18 protein-coding genes and 1 pseudogene are annotated in these 17606 nt (G+C 70.3%); 8 read left to right on the top strand and 11 right to left on the bottom strand.

The annotated features are described in order from the left end of the window. Positions 1 to 350: 350 nt before the first annotated feature. The 3 genes from D0D28_RS16525 to D0D28_RS16515 form a co-directional block, all read right to left on the bottom strand. Positions 351 to 1202 (bottom strand): patatin-like phospholipase family protein, encoded by an 852-nt coding sequence (locus D0D28_RS16525; protein WP_116111179.1) that lies wholly within the window; start codon positions 1200 to 1202, stop codon positions 351 to 353. 73 nt (positions 1203 to 1275) lie between these two features. Then, a complete protein-coding gene (locus D0D28_RS16520) occupies positions 1276 to 2238 on the bottom strand; it encodes an amidohydrolase family protein (RefSeq protein ID WP_116111178.1) in 963 nt (320 codons plus the stop codon). Further along, on the bottom strand, positions 2235 to 3749 hold the full coding sequence (locus tag D0D28_RS16515) for an amidase (RefSeq protein ID WP_162831095.1): 1515 nt from the start codon (positions 3747 to 3749) through the stop codon (positions 2235 to 2237). The genes D0D28_RS16520 and D0D28_RS16515 overlap by 4 nt, the downstream gene beginning before the upstream one ends. Before the next feature lie 154 nt (positions 3750 to 3903). On the opposite strand from D0D28_RS16515, the gene D0D28_RS16510 reads away from it, so the two are divergent. Then, complete coding sequence (locus D0D28_RS16510; RefSeq protein ID WP_162831100.1) at positions 3904 to 4422, top strand: TetR/AcrR family transcriptional regulator; 519 nt, start codon at positions 3904 to 3906, stop codon at positions 4420 to 4422. 12 nt (positions 4423 to 4434) lie between these two features. On the opposite strand, the gene D0D28_RS16505 is transcribed toward D0D28_RS16510, so the two are convergent. The 5 genes from D0D28_RS16505 to D0D28_RS16485 are packed head-to-tail and all read right to left on the bottom strand — an operon-like array spanning position 4435 to position 10011. After that, complete coding sequence (locus D0D28_RS16505) at positions 4435 to 5388, bottom strand: fumarylacetoacetate hydrolase family protein (protein ID WP_116111175.1); 954 nt, start codon at positions 5386 to 5388, stop codon at positions 4435 to 4437. Positions 5389 to 5418: 30 nt separating this feature from the next. Next, on the bottom strand, positions 5419 to 6360 hold the full coding sequence (locus D0D28_RS16500; RefSeq protein ID WP_240323236.1) for an MBL fold metallo-hydrolase: 942 nt from the start codon (positions 6358 to 6360) through the stop codon (positions 5419 to 5421). 1 nt (position 6361) lies between these two features. Further along, on the bottom strand, positions 6362 to 6862 hold the full coding sequence (locus tag D0D28_RS16495; RefSeq protein WP_116111174.1) for a (2Fe-2S)-binding protein: 501 nt from the start codon (positions 6860 to 6862) through the stop codon (positions 6362 to 6364). After that, positions 6863 to 7672, bottom strand: a complete 810-nt coding sequence (locus D0D28_RS16490; protein WP_116111173.1) for an FAD binding domain-containing protein — start codon at positions 7670 to 7672, stop codon at positions 6863 to 6865. Then, positions 7669 to 10011, bottom strand: a complete 2343-nt coding sequence (locus D0D28_RS16485; RefSeq protein WP_162831094.1) for a xanthine dehydrogenase family protein molybdopterin-binding subunit — start codon at positions 10009 to 10011, stop codon at positions 7669 to 7671. The genes D0D28_RS16490 and D0D28_RS16485 overlap by 4 nt, the downstream gene beginning before the upstream one ends. A gap of 172 nt (positions 10012 to 10183) precedes the next feature. On the opposite strand from D0D28_RS16485, the gene D0D28_RS16480 reads away from it, so the two are divergent. Further along, on the top strand, positions 10184 to 10792 hold the full coding sequence (locus tag D0D28_RS16480) for a TetR/AcrR family transcriptional regulator (protein ID WP_116111171.1): 609 nt from the start codon (positions 10184 to 10186) through the stop codon (positions 10790 to 10792). A gap of 18 nt (positions 10793 to 10810) precedes the next feature. Here the strand turns inward: D0D28_RS16480 and D0D28_RS36810 are convergent, their stop codons facing one another. The 3 genes from D0D28_RS36810 to D0D28_RS16465 all read right to left on the bottom strand — a co-directional run bounded on the left by D0D28_RS36810 (position 10811) and on the right by D0D28_RS16465 (position 12208). After that, a complete protein-coding gene (locus D0D28_RS36810) occupies positions 10811 to 10999 on the bottom strand; it encodes a hypothetical protein (RefSeq protein ID WP_240323235.1) in 189 nt (62 codons plus the stop codon). A gap of 20 nt (positions 11000 to 11019) precedes the next feature. After that, entirely contained in the window at positions 11020 to 11298 is a 279-nt protein-coding gene (locus D0D28_RS36805) for a phosphotransferase (protein WP_240323234.1), read from the bottom strand. Between the two features lie 82 nt (positions 11299 to 11380). Then, positions 11381 to 12208, bottom strand: a complete 828-nt coding sequence (locus D0D28_RS16465; protein WP_275895909.1) for a MurR/RpiR family transcriptional regulator — start codon at positions 12206 to 12208, stop codon at positions 11381 to 11383. A gap of 611 nt (positions 12209 to 12819) precedes the next feature. On the opposite strand from D0D28_RS16465, the pseudogene D0D28_RS16455 reads away from it, so the two are divergent. The 6 genes and pseudogenes from D0D28_RS16455 to D0D28_RS16430 all read left to right on the top strand — a co-directional run bounded on the left by D0D28_RS16455 (position 12820) and on the right by D0D28_RS16430 (position 17602). Beyond that, positions 12820 to 13094 (top strand): annotated as a pseudogene (locus D0D28_RS16455) (muconolactone Delta-isomerase). A 157-nt stretch (positions 13095 to 13251) separates the two neighbouring features. After that, positions 13252 to 14259 carry an LLM class flavin-dependent oxidoreductase gene (locus tag D0D28_RS16450; RefSeq protein ID WP_116111168.1) on the top strand — a complete coding sequence of 336 codons (1008 nt, stop codon included), beginning with the start codon at positions 13252 to 13254 and terminating at the stop codon, positions 14257 to 14259. A 13-nt stretch (positions 14260 to 14272) separates the two neighbouring features. After that, complete coding sequence (locus tag D0D28_RS16445; protein WP_116111167.1) at positions 14273 to 14710, top strand: nuclear transport factor 2 family protein; 438 nt, start codon at positions 14273 to 14275, stop codon at positions 14708 to 14710. A gap of 2 nt (positions 14711 to 14712) precedes the next feature. Next, positions 14713 to 15528 carry an alpha/beta fold hydrolase gene (locus tag D0D28_RS16440; protein ID WP_240323233.1) on the top strand — a complete coding sequence of 272 codons (816 nt, stop codon included), beginning with the start codon at positions 14713 to 14715 and terminating at the stop codon, positions 15526 to 15528. After that, a complete protein-coding gene (locus tag D0D28_RS16435) occupies positions 15525 to 16463 on the top strand; it encodes a DUF1028 domain-containing protein (RefSeq protein WP_116111165.1) in 939 nt (312 codons plus the stop codon). The genes D0D28_RS16440 and D0D28_RS16435 overlap by 4 nt, the downstream gene beginning before the upstream one ends. After that, on the top strand, positions 16460 to 17602 hold the full coding sequence (locus D0D28_RS16430) for a M20 family metallopeptidase (RefSeq protein WP_116111164.1): 1143 nt from the start codon (positions 16460 to 16462) through the stop codon (positions 17600 to 17602). Before D0D28_RS16435 ends, D0D28_RS16430 begins: the two co-directional genes overlap by 4 nt. The last annotated feature ends 4 nt before the right edge of the window (positions 17603 to 17606 follow it).

The following is a 17606-nucleotide window of genomic DNA, read 5'->3' as shown; positions in this document are numbered from 1 at the left end:
TCGTAGGTCGCCATGTGTTTGCGGCAACGGCGGGCAGGGGTTCGCCGATCAGCTGGGTGCGGGCCGGCCAGGACAGCACGGCCAGGGGGTCGCGAGGCAGGCCGGCGCCGTTCCCTTCGACACCATCGTCGTCACGGCACTCCCGCATGGTGGCCTCGCGCGGCTCGGAATTCGCGACCGCCAGGGGCGACCACGACCTCGTTGACCTGTTCCTGCTCACAGGACTTCGCCGGGCACTCCGGCGCCTGACCGCGAGGCACCATAATCCCCGGACAGTCGGCGCGGAGCGCAGCCCGGCGATTCAGACCAGGAGCCCGACGTGGGCACTGTCCGCCGTTACCCGCCGGGACTCACCACAGCATCGAAACGTTGTCCGCAACAGCTTCGCCTTGTGCTCGGCCGGCGTGTGCGGCGGCGGGGCGGCGTTGGGGATCGTAGGGGTTGGGGCCGATGGCCTGGACGCTGTGTTCGTCGGGTGTGATGAGGTGGACGTCGGCATTTTCGGCGAGCGCTTCGGCATCCGCGGCTGCGCCGGGAATTTGTCCGTAGCCGGCGGGCATCGGCGCCAGGATGACGATCGTGTCGTGCCCGGCGGCCTGGCGCGCGTTGGTGGTGGAGACCATGCCGCCGTCCACCCAGGAACGGCCTTGGAAGCGTTCGAGCGGCCACACCCCGGGAACCGCGCCGCTGGCGGCGACGGCGTCGGCCAGGTCCACGCCCGAGTGCCGGTCGAACAGGTGCAGCTCGCCGGTGTCGGCGTCGATGGCGGTGACCTTCAGGACGGCGGGCCAGTCGGTGGTGACCAGCCGCGACGTCACGACCCGGCGGCGGACGGCCGGGGGTACGGGCTCGGGGTCGGCCTGGGAGATCCGCCCCATCGCCGCGCCGACCTTGCGCGGATCGTCGCCGCCCTCCTCGAGTGCCGCCCACCAGGCTTGCATCGTGGCCTCGGACGCCTTGACGTCCACCTCGTTGGCGTCCGGGACGAGCTGGGCGGCGAAGAGCCGCTCCAGGTCGTAGCCGCTGGCGACCGCGGTGCCCACGAACGACCCCGCCGAGGTGCCGATCACCGAAGTGGCCTTGCTCCAGTCGACACCCCCGGCGGCCAGCCCCGCCAGCACGCCGACCTCCCACGCGATGCCGGTCACCCCACCCCCGCCCAGCACGAGAGCACGCGAAGGACGTTGAGTCGAATCTGTCATGGGGAAGACTCCTCACTGTCTCGATCTGATCAGAATGGAACCAGCGGATCCCGGTCACCGCTGGCTGAAACCGTCACGCCGCGTTCCACTGAGCAGCGCGCCGCGCCGCGTCGGGGAACAGGACGCCGGCACGGTCGCGGATCGCGGCGCGGGCGGCCTCGGACAGGGCGTGGTTGTCCCGGAGCGCGCAGAGGTTGCGGGTCAGCGATGCGCGCCCGGTGCAGGGAACGCCCCAGTCCGAGCCGTAGACGATGTGGTCCTCGCCGACCGTCTCGACGGCGGCGGCCAGTTGCTGGGTGCTGGCGGAGGCCGCGGTGTCCACCCAGAGCCGGCGCAGTATCGCGGCGATGGCCTCGCGGCTGAGCCCGAGGGGATTGGGCACCCACGATTCCGCGCCGAGCAGACTCAGCCGGCCGGCGAGGACGGGGAAGGTGCCGCCGGCGTGCGCGAACACGAAGGTGATGTCCGGGAATCGCTGGAACACGCCGGTGTAGACCATGGCCACGACCGTCCTGCCGGTGTCGAAGGCCACCTCGAACAGCGGCCTCGGCATCGCCGCGACCGCGGGGACGTAGGCGTTGGGATGCACGAACACGACCGCGTGGCGCCGGTTGAGTTCCGCCCACAACGGGTCGAGGACGGGGTCCTGGAGGGACATCCCGTTGTACTCGGCGTGCACGGCCCACCCGTCGACGTCACCGACCCGGTGGATCTCGGCGATGGCCGCGTCCGGATCGTCGGTGGGCAGCGCGGCCAGCAACCCGAACCGCGACGGGTGCGCGGCCACGATCTCGGCGCCGTAGTCGTTGGAGGCACGCAGCTGGCCGAGGTCGGCGGGAATGTTGCTGAGCAACTGCATCGCGGTGCGGGTCTCGTCCATGACGGCCAGCGTTTCGGTCAGGCTCCACTCGTACGGCGCCTCGGCCAGGAAGTGCTCCCGGCGGGTCATTTCCCACCGGGCCCGCCGAACTTCGGCACTGGCCGGGGGCGAGAAATGGGCGTGCACGTCGATAATCGGAACGTCGGGGTCGATCATGGGTTCACCACCTGCTGGTAGCCGGTCGGGACAGGGCGCGGAGGGCACGCGAGCTCCAGGTCGCTGGCCAGAGCGAGGAGATCTCCGTCGTGGTGGGGGAGGCCGAGCAGTTCGAGACCGACGGGCAGCCCGCGGCCGGTCTGCCCGACGGGCAGCGTCAGCGCGGGAAACGCGCACTGCGCGGCGATCAAGGTGTTGGTCGGGAAGGTTCCCGGTGCCCGGTCCCGGCCGTGGGCGGGGCCGTCCTCGAAGGTGCCGGCCTCGACGTCGGCCCAGAGCGGAGCCGTGATCCGCACCGTGGGATACGCCAGGGCGGCCAAGCCGTGCTCGGCGAACAGGCCCGCCACGGTGTTGCGCAGGTGAGTCCGGCGTTCCAGCGCGCGTGCGTACGCCGGGGCGGAACAGGGGTCCCGGGGGCCGGCGGCGAGCGGCGGCAACAGCGCGAGGTGCGGGAAGAACTCGCCCCGGGCGACGACCTCGGCGATGTCCTGCGTGTGGGCACCGGCGTCGGCCAGGTACTGGTTGACGTCCCGGCGTGACTGCAGGAAATACATCAAGGTGTCGCGGAGCATCGTGGTGAGGTTCGGCAGCTCGACTTCGATGAGGACCGCGCCGCGGGAGCGCAGTGCGCCGAGTGCCTCGTCGACCACGCCCGCCACCTCGGGATCGTCCTCGGGGCCGCTCGCGCACAGCGCACGGACGACGCCGATGCGGGCCCCCCGCGACGCTCCGGCGGCGATGCGCTCGCTGAAGGTCCCCGTCCGGCGGGTCACCGAGGGCAGCGCGGTGTACGGATCCCGGTGATCCCAGCCGGCGAGTACGTCCAGCAACGCCGCGACGTCGGCGACGCAGCGGGCCATGGGGCCGGGAGAGTCCTGGTCACCGACGAGCGCGGCGGTACCGGCGCGGCTGACGAGCCCGACGCTGGGGCGCAGGCCCACCAGCCCGCACAACGCGGCCGGGACCCGGATCGAGCCGCCGGTGTCGGTGCCGATTCCGGCCACCGCGAATTCGGCCGCGACCGCGGCGGCGCTGCCGCTGCTGGAACCACCCGGGTCCCGTGCGGTGTCGTAGGGATTGCGCGTGATGCCGGAGCGCGAGGAATGCCCGTGCCAGGACACCGCGAAGTCCGGCATGGTGGTCTTGCCGAGCACCACCGCTCCGGCCTCTTTGAGCCGAGTGACCAGGACGGCGTCGCTGGTGGCGATGTGCTCCGCGAAGGCCACCGAACCGAAGGCGGTCGGGAGGCCCGCGAGGTCGATGTTGTCCTTGATCACGACCGGGATCCCGTGCAGCGGACCGTGGAGTTCCCCGGTCCGCTCGAGGTGGTCGTCGAGCCGTGCCGCGTCTTCGGCCGCGCGCGGGTTGATCGTGACGATGCTGTTGACCGTCGTGTCGAACGTCTCGATCCGGCCGAGGTGGCGTGCGATGACCTCGCCCGCCGTGACGTCTCCAGCGTGGTAGGACGACCGCAGTGCGGTGATCGTGTCGGTGCGGACCAGCATCGTCATCCTCCGGATGTCAGTTTCTGACATTGACGACGCTACCACGGGAATGTCAGTATCTGCCATCCTGGGGGTGTCAGTATCTGTCGTCTTGCCCACGTAGGAGGGCACAATGGTCAATCGGCGGGAACGGTCCCGGGAGCGGCTCCAGCAGGCCGCGTTGGAGCTGTTCGCACGCGACGGCTATGCCGAGACCACGGCCGTCGCGATCGCCGAACGCGCGGGGGTGACCGAGCGGACGTTCTATCGCCACTTCGGCGACAAGCGAGAGGTGCTTTTCGGTGACGGCGATCGGCTGGTGCGCCTGCTGGTCGATGCGCTGCCGAATCCGCCCGAGCCGCTCGGCCAGGCGCTGCGGGACGCGTTGTCCGCCCTCGCCGCCGATATGACCCCGCGGCGGGAGCGGCTCGCCCAGCGGGCGGCGTTGATCAGGGCGCACCGTGAACTCGCCGAGCGTGAGCTGCTCAAGGGGCAGTCCTGGGCCGAGGCCCTCGCGCGCGTGCTGATCGACCGGGGAGTCGGCGAACTCACCGCGATCGCGCAGGTCGAGGTCGCGCTCGCGCTGTTCCGCACCGCGTTCGCCCGGTGGGTGACCGGCGAAGACGATCTGGAGAGCCTGATCGACCAGGCCTACGCCGCGACCGGCCTGCCGCTGACAGGACGACCGGCGCCGGCGTAGGCCGGCACGTGGCTACCCCTTCGCGTGCGCCGCCGGGGTCAGCGGCAGCGGCTCGGCCCCCGGGACGATCCGGGCGCTGATCTCGCCGAGGTGATCGGCGCGGAGCACCACTTCGTCGCCGGGGCGCAGGTAGGGGAAGCGGTCCGGTCCGTGCACGCGGGCGAGTTCGAAGATGCAGCCGGTGCCGACCGTCCCGCTGCCGATGACGTCACCGGGGACGAGCCGTGTGCCCCGTGACCCGTAGGCCACCATCTGCTCGAACGACCAGTGAATGCCGGCCCAGGACCCCGAGCTGTACGGCTTGCCGTTGACCTCGGCGGTCATGGTGATCGCGTAGCCGTCTCCGGTGCGCAGGTGGGCGATCTCGTCGGGTGTCACGAGTACTGGTCCGAGGGAGGTGGCGAAGTCCTTGCCCTTCGCCGGGCCGAGGGACTGCCGCATTTCCCGCAGTTGCAGGTCACGGGCACTCCAGTCGCACAGCAACGTGTAGCCGGCGATGTGTTTCCCGGCGTCCTCGACGGAGATGTCACTGCCGGCGAGTCCGATGACGGCGGCGACTTCGAGCTCGTAGTCGAGCTCGTCCGAACCGGGTGCGACGGCGATGTCCGCCACCGGGCCGGTCGTAGCCGCGGGATTCGTGAAATAGAAGACCGGATTGTCGTACCAGCCCTCGTCCACCCGGTCGCCGACCGCCAGCGCCGAGGTCGCGACATGGTCCTCGAACGACATGAAGTCCCGGACGGACGGCGGAACGGGAATGGGGGCGAGCAGTTCGGTCGTCGCGAGGTCCAGCACCTCCGCCGGGCTGTCGATCGCGCGCTCAGCGGCGGCGTGCGTGGCCTCCTGACCCTGAGCGATGAGGTCGCGCAGCGTTGGGGGTTCGGCCAGCCCGTGAATGCGCTGGCCGACCACCGCGCCAATGCGTTCCTTCTTGTCGGTTGGTGAAACGTAGCTGACCCACCGCATAACCGTTCTCCTTGTTCGAAATTTGTATCGTCACGCCCAGCAGGTGAGCGGCCGGCCGCCGTTGAAGGCGACCATGTCGGCCAGAATCCGGCCGTCGTCGAGGCGGCAGCCTCGCGGCCGTCCTTCGATTTCGGCGTAGGCCCGGTAGAGATTTCCCACCAGGCGTTCGGAATCCAGCAGTCGTTCGAATTCGCCGAGTTCCGCCTGGCGGGCGGCCTCCAGTGGTGCCAGGCCGCGCGCGAAGCAGTCGGCGGCGAGGTCCTGCACGAAGAGCAGGTAGGACTCCACGAAGTCGATCAGGCTCGCGTCCGCCACCGGGCCGTGCCCGGGCACGATGGTCACGGCCTCGTACCGTCGCAGGGCGCGCAGCGCCGCCAGGGATCCCTCGATGGAACCGTGGACCACGAACGGTGTTCCGCCGTTGAACAACAGATCTCCGGCGAAGAGGACGGACCGCTCCGGCAGCCAGACCACCACATCGTTGGTCGTGTGCGCGGCGGTGCCCACGTGTTCGAGGTGGCAGGCCAGCTCGCCGATGTGGACGGTCAGCGATTCCTCGAAGGTCACGGTGGGCAGGCAGGCGTGGATATCGCCCCAGTCCACGGTGTCGGAGAACGAACCAGGAGCGGGGAGTGCGAAATGCCGCAGCTCTTCCCGGCACAGCCTGTGCGCGATGTGCACGGCGTTGTCGAACAGGTAATTCCCGTGGGTGTGATCGCCGTGATGATGCGTGTTGACCAGAACCGAGGCGGTATGGCCGGTGCTTTCCCGAATCGTCCTGATCAGGTTTCTGGTGCGGTCCTCCGTCGAGGCCGAATCGACGACCAGGCAGTCGCCGGAATTCGGGTCGACGATCACGCCGCAATTGTTGACGAACCAGCCGCCGTCCGGCTGGATGTAGGCGAAGACATTCTCCGCCAGTTCCCGCAGCCGTGCCTCGGTTATCTGGCTGATCTGTTGCCGCGAGCGCAAGCTAGGCCCCTTCTGGTTGCCGGACCGCGCGCCGCACGGCGGCGACGATCGACTGATATCCGGTACAGCGACAGAGATTTCCGGCGAGCGCGGACCGGATCTCCTCCTCTGACGGGTCTTCCTTCTGCTCGGCGAGTTTCAGCGTGACGAGCAGGTGGCCCGGCAGGCAGAATCCGCACTGGAACCCGTCTTCCGCCCAGAACGCCTCCTGGACCGGATGCAGATTCCCGGGCTCGCCGAGTCCTTCGACCGTGGTGATCTCCGCGCCGTCGGCGGCGGCCGCTAATTGCAGACAGGACTTGACGAGTGCGCCGTCGACGAGCACGGTGCATGCTCCGCAGTCCCCGTTCAGGCACCCCACATGCGTTCCGGGCAAGGCCAGCTGTTCTCGGACGAAGTGGACCAGCAGCGTCCGGTCGGCGCACCAGGCGCTGCGCTGGACCCCGTTCACCGTCACCGTGATCTCACGGCCGGGAACGTCCTCGGCGTTCGGCTTCGACATTCACATTCCTCCAAGCTGTGCCACGGCCCGGGCAGCGATCTCGCCGCTGATCAGGTGCCGGTATTCGGCGGGCGCCAGTGCGTCGGACCAGAGCGGCCGGACGGTGGCGGCGACGAGCTCTCTGATGGCGGATTCCGTTGTGACGACGGAGGAGAGGTCGATCCGGACCGGCGCCGGCTCCACTCCGCCGAGAACGACATGACAGCGCCCGCCGCTCACGGTCGCCGCCGCGGTGACGATTGGCCAGCTGCTTTCACTGAGCTTGAATTTGCAGTAGCCGGACTTTTCGACGGGGCGCACGAGGATGTGGGTCAGGATTTCTCCCGGGCGGATGGTGGTCTGGAAACCGCCACGCAGGAACTCCTCGGCACGCACCTCGCGTTCGCCGTGGACGCTACGGAGGATCAGGCGTGCCTGAAGGGCGGCGAGTGCCGTCGGCACGTCCGAGGCGGGGTTGGCGTGGCAGAGCGACCCGCCGAGCGTGCCCTGGTTGCGGATCTGGTCGCCACCGGTGATCCCCCGCGCGACCGTGCACAACAGTGGGATGAGCTGATCGATGCCCGGCGTGGCAAGGAGTTCGGTGTAGGTCACCATCGAGCCGATACTGAGTTCGTCCCCGGTCAGCCGTACCCCGGTCAACCCGGCGCGGTGCAGATGGACGACGTCGTCCGCCCGCACTTCGCCGCGACCGAGCCGCGGCACGGCGATCGTGCCACCGCCGATGACGGTGGCGGAGGAACTGTCGGCCAGGATGCGGCACGCGATGTCCACATCGGGCGGCGCGTGGTACCGAAGCCGATCGCGGATCATCGGGTCGCCTCCCGGATGGCACGCAACACGTTCGGCCCGCTGAGCGGCATCTCGCTGACGCGGGCGCCCAGGGGCGCGATCGCGTCGTTCACGGCATTGCACACGGCGGCGACCGCGCCCGCGACACCTCCCTCGCCAGCGCCTTTCGTGCCCAGTAGCGTGAACGGCGACGGCGTGGTGTGATGGCCAAGGCGAATCGGGGGAAGGTCGACACTGCGCGGCACGAGATAGTTCTTGAACGACGTGGCCACCGGATGGCCCCGGTCGTCGTAGCGGGCTTCTTCCCACAGCGCGCCGCCGATGCCCATCGCGATCGCGCCGAGCAACTGCCCGCGCACGAGGACCGGGTTCACGATGACGCCGCAGTCATCGACCGCCGCGTACGAGGCGAGCGTGACCTGCCCGGTGTACTCGTCCACCTCGACCGCGCAGACGTGGGCCGAGTTCGAGAACGTGGGATAGGACGAGGTGCGGCCGGCGGAATCCGGCTGGTGCAGCAGATTCTGCTCGGGGGCGTAGCTGCGGGTCGCTTCGAGATGCTGGTACGGCACTCCGGGGTGCGCGATCGAAGTCGTGTAGACGAAGCGGGCCAGATCGCTGATCGGCATCTTCGCGCCGCTGTCGCTGACCGCGGTGTCCTGGTCCAGGGAAATGCTTGCCGGATCGCATTCCAGGGCCACCGCCGCGGCGGCGACCAGTTTCTCGCGGATCTCGCGGGCGGCGAGCACCGCCGCGCCGCCACCGAGGTTCAGTGGGCGGCTGCTCCCGTTCCCGAATCCGTACGGCGTGGTGTCGGTGTCGCCCTGCACGACGCGGACCCGGTCGAAGGACACGCCGAGTTCCGCGGCCACAAGCTGCGCGATGGCCGTCTCGTTCCCGGTTCCCGGGCTCGTGACGCCGGTCAGCACCGTCACGGATCCGCTGGGATCCATCCGCACGGTCGAGGTGTCGAACCCGCGGGCGAGTCCGCCGGGAAAGTCACCGCCTTCCGGGGTCAGTTCGAAGGCTATCCCGACGCCGGCGAGCCGGCCCGCGGCGCGCGCCTGCCGGCGTCCTTCGACGAGCTCCGGGTAGTCGCTGAGGGTGAGCGCCTTGTCGAGGACCGTTTCGTAGTCCCCGGAATCCAGCCGTTTCGACGCCGTCCAGTAAGGAAAAGCGGTACTGGGGATGAAGTTCCGCCTGCGGACCTCGGCCGGATCGAGCGACAGTTCGGCGGCCACCAGGTCGACCGCTCGTTCGAGCGCCAGGCACGCCGACTCCTTCCCGTAGCCGCGGGCGCCGTTCCACGGGGCCTTGTTCGTGACGACGACGAGGCTCTCGACCTCGTAGGCCGGCACCCGGTACGGGCCGGGGAACGTCATCGCGGCCACGAACGCCATTCCCCACCCCGCGCTGGTTCCGAGCGCCCCGACGTCGCAGACGATGGAGTCACGAAGGCCCAGAATCACGCCGTCGCCGTCAAAGGCGATGCTCAGGTCGTGTTCCATCTCGCGGGCGCCGACCAGCATCGCGTCCTCGCGTCTTTCCAGCCATTTCACGGGTGCCCGCACCAACCTGCTCAGCAGGCAGACGACGCCCTCTTCCGGAAAGCCGTGGAACTTGTGGCCGAACGCGCCGCCGAGGCGCGGCGCGATGACCCGGACCGCGGTTTCGGGCAGGTCGAACATGGCCGCCAGGGCGGAGCGCAACGGATGGGGCATCTGCGTGGCGGCGCGGATGACGAGGCGTCCGTCCGGATTCCACTGTGCGATGTAGCCGCGTGGTTCCAGCGGGGATGTGCCATAGCGCTGGATCTTCACCCGGTCCCGCAGGACGTGGGGAGCGGACTCGAATGCTCCTGCCACGTCACCCTCGGTGAACGCGACCCGGACGACGAGATTGTCCTCCCACTGCGAGAACACGCGGGCGGAACCGGGTGTGAGTGCCTGCCGCGCGTGGAGCGCGGCCGGAAGCACGTCGTAGTCCACTTCGATCAGCTCGGCCGCCGCTTCGGCGTCGCCAGGGTCGGTGGCGACCACGGCCGCCACCGGCTGGCCGACGTAGTGCACCTCCTCCGACGCCAGGCATTCGAATTCGGCGCTCTTGCCGCCGATGTTGGCAGGGCTGACGAAATGGGGGATCGGGCCGATGAGCTCGGCTGCTTCCTTTCCGGTCAGCACGCGCAGAACACCCGGACAGGCCTCCGCGGCCGCCGTCCGGAAGCCACGGACCCGCGCGTGCGGGTGGGGGCTGCGGGCGAACGCGGCGTAGGTCAAGCCCGGGACGCGGACGTCATCGAGGTAGTCCCCCCGGCCCGACAGGATGAGGTCGCCGTCCCTGCGTCGTGGCGGGTCCGGCACGGCGGAGGTTCTCCGAGGTCGCATCAGGTCCACTGGAACCGCCCTCTCGTCGTTGAGGTCTCGGCACGCACCGAGCGGTGAGTGAGTGCTCACCTCATTGGTGGTTTATGATGCATGCGTGCGACGGTCGTGTCAACGGCGGGCCGGTCGGCAGACGAGAGAGGGAGACTCGATGTCCCTGCGGGAGCAGATCCTCGAAGCGACGAGCATGTTGATCAGGCAGGAGGGGGTCGCGACGCTGCGCACGCGGCGCATCGCCGAGGTGGCCGGCTGCAGCGAGGGGCTGATCTTCAAGCACTTCGGGTCGAAGGGCGGGCTGCTGGCGGCGGTCCTGTCGGCCGGACTGCCCGAGGCCAACACCGTCTACGACGCGCTCGATCGGGCGAAGCGCGCCGACCTGCGCTCCGGACTGGTCGATGTGGTACAGGCGCTCTACTCGTTCTACCGCACGAGTACCCCGATCGTCGGGTCCGTGATGGGCGACCGTGAGCTGTTCACCTACTACGCCGACGCGCACCGGGCGGCCGGCTCAGGTCCTGCCCACATGTGGCGGCTCATCGCCTCCTACCTGCGCGAACTCAAGGGACGCGGGTTGATCGACGAGACGGTCGACACCGAGTTCGAGGCGCTCTCGCTGGCCGGGGCCAGCCAGAACGCGGCCTGGGTGACGTTGATCGAGGGGGCGGATACCCTTCCCGGCGGGGCGGACGGCTTCGTCGACCGGCTCGTCGACGCCCGGATCCCGGCGCTGAGCAAGGAACTCCGCACGCCCAGCGGCTGAGCCGAGCCCGCCCGGCCGTCACGGCAGGGGACGGTCCTGTCCACGATGGAGTGCGTGGTGCACCGCGCACAGGAGGACGCCGGACAGGTCGTGGCCGGTGGCCCGCGCGTAGTGCTCGGCGAGCGTGCTGCCGGGCCGGAACCCGGGGACGTTGCCGGGCACAGCGGCGACCGGGCTGTCGAGGCCGCTGATGCCGCCCCACCACACGAGCAGGGAGGCCAGGCCGGTCAGCGGGTCGCCGAGGGTGGCATCTCCCAGTCCAGGACGGCGGTGATCGTGCCGTCCCCGCCGACGACGACGTTGCCCAGCCGGTAGTCGCCGTGCACGAGGGCGGCGCGCTGGTGCGCGGGCAGCCGCTGCCCCAGGCGCTGCCCGAGTTCCTCGAGTCCGGGCACGTCACGGCTGCGCGGCGCGGCGAGCTGGCCCGTCTGGGCGACAAGTCGGTCGCTGCGCTGGCGAAGGATCTGGGTATCAGCGAGTCCTGCCTGCGGAATTGGATGGCCCAAGCCGACACCGACGAGAACGGCTCGCCGACCCGGCTGACTAGCGCAGAGAAGAAGGAACTCGTCGAGCTGGCGGCGAAGCTGCTCACCGGGGCGTGCGGGTGATCAGCCGTGGGCGTCGAAGATGTCCATCCGTCCCCAGATGGCTTCGGTGCGGCTGATGCGGTCCCCGTACCTCCTGGCCGCCGATCCAGCCCATCTTTGCGGTGAGGGCGTGCACCACGACGATCGCGGGGGTGATGGAGGGCAGCGCGGCGACGCCCTCGCTCGGGATCACCATCGTGACGTCGGCGAGCGGCACCAGCTGCGAACTCCGCCGGTCGGTCACCACGATGACGCGCGCGCCGTTGTCCCGGGCGATCCGGGCCGCGGCCAGCAACTCCCGGGGCAACCGCCAGAAGCTGAAGATCACGAAGCAGTCGTCCGTCGTCAACGTGGCCACCCGGTTGGCCAGCTGCGTCCCGCCGTGGCGCTCCAGGATGAAATCCAGCCCCAGCGTGGTGCAGGTGTGCGTGAGTTGCAGGCCCGGCGCGGCGAAGGTGCCCGACCCGGTGACCACGACGCGGCGCGACTCCAGCAGCAGGTGCGCCGCACGATGCACGTCCGCGACATCGAGGCCGTGCGCCAGCGCTTCGAGATTGCGCAGATCCTGCTGGATGGCGCCGGTGACCGGGTCCGACACCGACCCGTTGTGCTCGGCGAGCACCTGGTGGGCCGACAGGGTGGCCAGGTAACGGGTGCGGATCCCCGAGCGGAGGGCGGGCCAGCCGTCGAAACCCAGCGCGTGCGCGGTGCGCACCACCGTGGAGGCGTTGACCCCGGCCCGCTCGGCGATCACCGCCGTGGTCGCCTGGGTGCTCAGCTGCGTCGAGGTGATCAGCAGATTGATGACCCGGCGCGACTGCTTCCCCAGCGGGGCCTCGTGTGCGAGTTCCTCATCGGTGTTGCACGCGCCCTCCGTGCCTCACAGAGGGGCGCCGCTTCGAGGTCGGTTCTTCCGTGCTGGCGGCAGCAGATTACCCAGCCGTGCGGCACTTCCTGTGCCCGAACGTGTTCGAAGTGCTGCCCACACCCGAGTACGGGCATCCACAGATGACCACGTAACCGATCGACTTCTTCCAGTCCCAGTGACCCTCCGCCGCCGCGCGTCCGCTGTCGCGCGGCGGCGGAGTCAGGTTCAAGCCGCTCTGCTGAGCAAGGGTCGGGCACGTCGCGCTGGGTTGACTCGTGACTGCCCGGCGCCACCTCTTGGCGGCAGCATGAGTGTGCGGTGCTGTTGCTCGGCCCAGTCCCGTCGTCCCCGGAGCCGCGCGGTGTGGATCGCTGTCGCGGTCTGTTCGGCGAGGAGCTCCGTGCCCATGCATTGCAGCGGTGTCGCCACCCACGCCAGCTTCTCCACCGACCTGGCCGACCGCTACCTGCAGCCCTCCGTGGGAACCACCCTGAGGTTCGGACCATGACCGCCACAATCTGGCGCCGGGGCGAACACATCGACAGGAATCCGCCCGAGCAAGGAGACAACCGATGGAGTTCTTGGTCCGGATCACAGTCACCCGACCCGATGGGCTCGACGAGAAAGACTGGTCGGGCCTGCTCGAGCGGGAGCGCGCCCACGCGACCGACTACCAGCGCAAGGGACACATCCTTCGCATCTGGCGCGTCCCGGGAACCTCGGCGAATGTGGGGGTGTGGCAAGCACAGGACGCCACCGACTGCACCGGCTGCTGTCCGGCATGCCCCTGAACCCGTACATGGATATCAGCGTCGAATGCCTGGCCCTGCACTATCTGGAAGAGTGAAGCGCCGGAGCGGGTGACCGCAGTGGACGTACGTGGTGCACCGCGCACAGCCACTCGGGCCCGGGTTCGTCGACGTGGCCGAAGCGCTCCCGGCGTCTCAGTTCGTAGTGTTCGCGGACAACGTTCACCACCGGTCCGCACCACAGGAGCCTGCCTCATGACTCAACCCGCGCGCAGCCGGCTGGGTGTGCTGCTCGGCAGTACCACCCCGCCGGAACAGATCGGTCAGCGCTCCGCTGCCGCGGAAGCCGCCGGCTACGGCGAACTGTGGCTTCCCGAGGACTACTTCTTCCTCGGTGGCGTGGCGGGGGCGGCACTCGCCCTCGGGGCCACCTCCCGGGTTCCGGTCGGCATCGGCGTCGTCTCCTCGGTGGTCCGCCATCCGGCGCTGCTGGCCATGGAAATCGCCACCCTCGCCCGCGCCTACCCCGGCCGGCTGATCCCCGGCATCGGGCACGGCGTGCCGGCCTGGACCGCGCAGATGGGGCTGACCCAGAAGTCGCCGATGAGCGCGCTGCGCGAAACCCTGACCGGGGTCCGCGCGCTGCTGGCCGGGCAGACCGTCGACCACGACGGGAAGTTCGCCACCTTCCGGCAGGTCACGCTCACCCATCCGGTGCCCCAGCCGGTCCCGCTGTTCACGGGCGTGCTCGGCGACAAGGGACTCGAACTGACCGGGCAACTGGCGGACGGGCTCCTGGTCAGCGCGCTCGCCCCGGTCGAATACGTGCGGGCGGCGCGGAAGAAACTCGACGCCGCCGCGAAGGCCGCCGGTCGCGACGAGCGGATCACGATCAGCGTGCTGGCCGCCGCCAACGTCACGCGGGACCCGGGCGAGGTCGCCGCCGCGCGGGAGGCGCTCAAAGCCGTCCTGGCGTTCTACCTCGCCGCCTCGGGCCCGGGACCGCTGTTCGGCGCGGTCGGCGCCAACGAGCACCTCTCGGCCATGCTCGCGCGCGGCGGGCCCGAGACCGTCGCCGCGCAGATGCCGGACGAGTGGATCGACATCTTCGGCCTCGTGGGCGACCAGAACGCCGCACGCAAGCGCATCGGTGAGTTCCTCGACGCCGGCGCGGACACCGTCACCGTCGCGACCGTGGTCGCGGACGGGGCGGACGAGACGCTCACCGCCGTCGGTGAACTGACCGGCGAATTCACGTACTGAAAGGGCAGAGATCATGAGCAGCGACCGCGAGCAGATCCTCGACGCGCACAAGGGCTGGTACGAGACGAACGTGGGCCTCGCCGCCGACAGGATGCTGGACTACTTCCCGTCGGGCGACAAATACCACCAGTTCAACCTGAACGGCCACACCTATCACGGGGCGCGGGACAAGCACCGGTTGTGGGTCAACGCGGCGAAGATCGGTCTGGACATCACCGCGATCAAGGACACCGTCGGGCCGGACGTCCAGGTTTTCGGTGACGTCGCGCTGCTCACGGCCGAGGGCGTGGCCGACCTGCTGCTGCCGGGGCAGTCGGACTCGGTGCCCACCCCGTTTCGCACCACCGAGTTCTACCGGCGCGACGACGGCGACGGCCAACCGGTGTGGAAGATCTGGCACATGCACTGCAGCGTGATGGACCAGCAGATGCCCAAGTACGGAACGGAGTGACGGTGACGCTGGACCGTGTGAGCGTCGCCGGGGAAACCGGTCGCCTGTCGGTGTTGCGCACGACCGGCGACCGGCCCGGCACCCCGCTCGTGCTCCTTCACCCCATCAACTCCGCCGCAGTGGTCTGGACCGATGTGGCGCAGCGGCTCGGCCGGCCGGTCGTGGCGCCGGACCTGCGCGGGCACGGGCGCTCCGGCCAAGTGGGCCCGTTCACCGTCGAGGAGGGCTACGTCGTCGACGTCCTGGCCGTGCTCGACGGTCTCGGACTGGACCGGGTGCACCTCGCTGGCGGGTCGCTCGGGGGCACGATCTCGGTGGCGCTGGCCGCGTTGCGCCCGGAACGGGTCCTCAGCGTCACGGCGTTCGGCTCGACACTGGGCACCCGGGTGCCGGCCGAGGCCATCGAGGAGATGGTGACCGAACTCGAGGCCAAGGGAACCGCCGGCTATTTCGCCGATCTGGTGCCGCAGATCGTGGGCCCGGCCTACCGGTCCTCCGCCGCGATCGGTGATCTGATGGCGGAAGCGGTCGGCACGCGGCCCGAAGCGGTGATCGCGCGGATCCTGCGCGGGGCCTTCGGGGCCGACATCCGGCACCTGGTCGGCAAGGTCGCCGCGGCCGGTGTCCCGGTGCTCGCGGTGGCGGGCACCGAGGATCCGACCTGCCCGGTCGCGATGTCACGGGAACTGGCCGAGGCCACCGGCGGCACCGCGATGACACTGCCGGGGGTGGGGCACCTGCCGATGCTCGAGGAGCCGGCACGGGTGGCGGACATCCTGCGGGACCACCTCGCCAAGGCCGAGGGAGCGGCCGCGTGACGTACTCGATCGTCGCCCGTGACCCTGCCACGGGTCAGCTCGGGGTGGGCGCCCAGACCCATTTCTTCGGCGTCGGTGCGTTGCTGCCCTGGGCGGAGGCCGGCGTCGGCGCGGTCGCGACCCAGGCGTTCGTCGACGTCGGCCACGGTCCGCATGGCCTGGACCTGTTGCGTGCGGGCGAATCCGCACGATCCACTGTGGACAAGCTGGTGGCCGGTGATCCCGAGTCCGGCTACCGGCAGCTGGGTGTCGTCGATGCCACGGGTGCGGTGGCCGCGCACACCGGGCGCTCGTGCGCGCCACACGCCGCCGCGGCGCTGGGGGACGGGGTGACGGTGCAGGGGAACATGCTGGGTGATCCGTCCGTGTGCCGTGCCGCGCTGGCCGCGTTCGAATCCGCCGACGGTGACCTCGCCGACCGGATCCTGGCCGGGCTCCGGGCGGGGGAGGCGGCCGGGGGAGACGTGCGCGGTGCGCAGTCCGCCGCCCTGCTGGTGGTGTCGGGCCGGCGCGGCCCGGCACCGTGGGCCGAGAAGATCGTGGATCTGCGGGTCGACGACCATCCCGACCCGCTCGCCGAGCTGTCCCGGCTGCTGCCCCGGTCGCGCGCGTTCGGTGCCGTCGGTGACGTCATGTTCGCGCGCGGGCTGACACTCGGGCCGTTCGAGGGCGTCGAACCTCAGCGGCTGGAGGCACACCTGCGCGCGCTCGCCTCCGCGGCGGAGGTCATCGGGCCGGACAACCGGGAAGCCGATTTCTGGCGCGCGCTGCTGCTCGCCCGCGCCGGCAGGCAGCACGAGGCCGCCGACCTGTTCGCCGACGTCGTCGCGTTCCGGCCCGCGTTGCTGCGCTTCGCCGAAGGCCTGGCGCCACTGGGCTTTCTCGACGCCGACGCGCTCGCCGCGATCACCTCACGTGCCCGGGAATCGGCGTGACCGCCGAAGCGGCCGCGGCCGCCGTCCACACCGGACGGGTGACCGCGTTGGCGGCGGAGCTGATCCGGCACGACACCAGGAACCCGCCGGGCGGCGAGCAGCCGGTGGTCGAACCCCTGGTGGCGGCGCTGCGCGACCTCGGCGCCGCGATCGAGGTCTTCGAACCGGTGCCGGGACGGCCGTCGGTACTGGGTCACGTGGGTTCCGGAGCCGGTCCCACGCTGCTCGTCAACGGGCACATCGACGTCGTTCCCGTGGTCGAGGCGGACTGGGCGGTGCCGCCGTTCGGCGGGCAGGTGCGGGACGGCCTGCTCTACGGCCGTGGCGCATGCGACATGAAGGGCGGGATCGCCGCGGCCCTCGAGGGATTGCGTGCGTGCCGGGACGCCGGTGTCGTGCCACCGGCCACGATCGCCTTCCATTTCGTGGCGGACGAGGAGACCGGCGGCAGGCTGGGCACCGAGGCGCTGGTGGGTTCCGGGCTGGTGAAGGCTGACGCGGCGGTCGTTCCCGAGCCCAGCGAGCTGGCGGTGGGGGTGGCCGAGCGGGGCGTGCTGATGGCCGAGATCACCGTACGCGGGCGCGCCGCGCACGGCAGCGATCCCGGCGTCGGGCGTTCCGCGGTCGCCGACGCCGCGCGGATCGTCTCCGCTCTGCACCTGGCCGACTTCGGTGGTCACGTTCATCCGCTGCTGGGCTCACCCACCTGCAACGTCGGCACGATCGCCGGTGGCACCGCGGCCAACATCGTGGCCGCCGAGTGCCGGCTGCGGGTCGATCGCCGGGTGCTGCCGGGCCAGACCCGCGCCGGGGCACTGGCCCAGATCACCCGGTTGATCGACGCCGTGGGTGCGTTCGACTACGACACGACCGTGCTCGCGTTCGCCGAAGGCTCCGAACTCGACGTTGAGCACCCGTTCGTCGCGGAGTTCCGGGGGGCGGCCGGGCACGCGCCGGTCCGCGGCCTGAAACTCGGCACCGATGCGCGGTTCCTCCGCAACCGGCTCGGCATCCCGGCCGTCGTGTACGGACCTGGCTCGGCGCGGGTCGCGCACACCGCCGACGAGTACGTGCCGGTCGCCGAGCTGGTCGCGGCCGCGCGTACCTTCGCCAGGTTGTACGCGACTTTCCGGGGCTAGACTC

The sequence above is a fragment of the Amycolatopsis ruanii genome, from assembly GCF_003385175.1.
GTDB lineage: Bacteria > Actinomycetota > Actinomycetes > Mycobacteriales > Pseudonocardiaceae > Amycolatopsis_E > Amycolatopsis_E thermalba.
This window is presented reverse-complemented; position numbering and strand designations above follow the sequence as displayed.

Excerpts from the sequence above, each read along its gene's own strand:
- D0D28_RS16490 (WP_116111173.1), bottom strand. The coding sequence starts at position 7,672 with ATGATCCGCGATCGGCTTCGGTACCACGCGCCGCCCGATGTGGACATC.
- D0D28_RS16515 (WP_162831095.1), bottom strand. The coding sequence starts at position 3,749 with ATGACGATGCTGGTCCGCACCGACACGATCACCGCACTGCGGTCGTCC.
- D0D28_RS16505 (WP_116111175.1), bottom strand. The coding sequence starts at position 5,388 with ATGCGGTGGGTCAGCTACGTTTCACCAACCGACAAGAAGGAACGCATT.
- D0D28_RS16495 (WP_116111174.1), bottom strand. The coding sequence starts at position 6,862 with ATGTCGAAGCCGAACGCCGAGGACGTTCCCGGCCGTGAGATCACGGTG.
- D0D28_RS16450 (WP_116111168.1), top strand. The coding sequence starts at position 13,252 with ATGACTCAACCCGCGCGCAGCCGGCTGGGTGTGCTGCTCGGCAGTACC.
- D0D28_RS16525 (WP_116111179.1), bottom strand. The coding sequence starts at position 1,202 with ATGACAGATTCGACTCAACGTCCTTCGCGTGCTCTCGTGCTGGGCGGG.
- D0D28_RS16480 (WP_116111171.1), top strand. The coding sequence starts at position 10,184 with ATGTCCCTGCGGGAGCAGATCCTCGAAGCGACGAGCATGTTGATCAGG.
- D0D28_RS16520 (WP_116111178.1), bottom strand. The coding sequence starts at position 2,238 with ATGATCGACCCCGACGTTCCGATTATCGACGTGCACGCCCATTTCTCG.
- D0D28_RS16445 (WP_116111167.1), top strand. The coding sequence starts at position 14,273 with ATGAGCAGCGACCGCGAGCAGATCCTCGACGCGCACAAGGGCTGGTAC.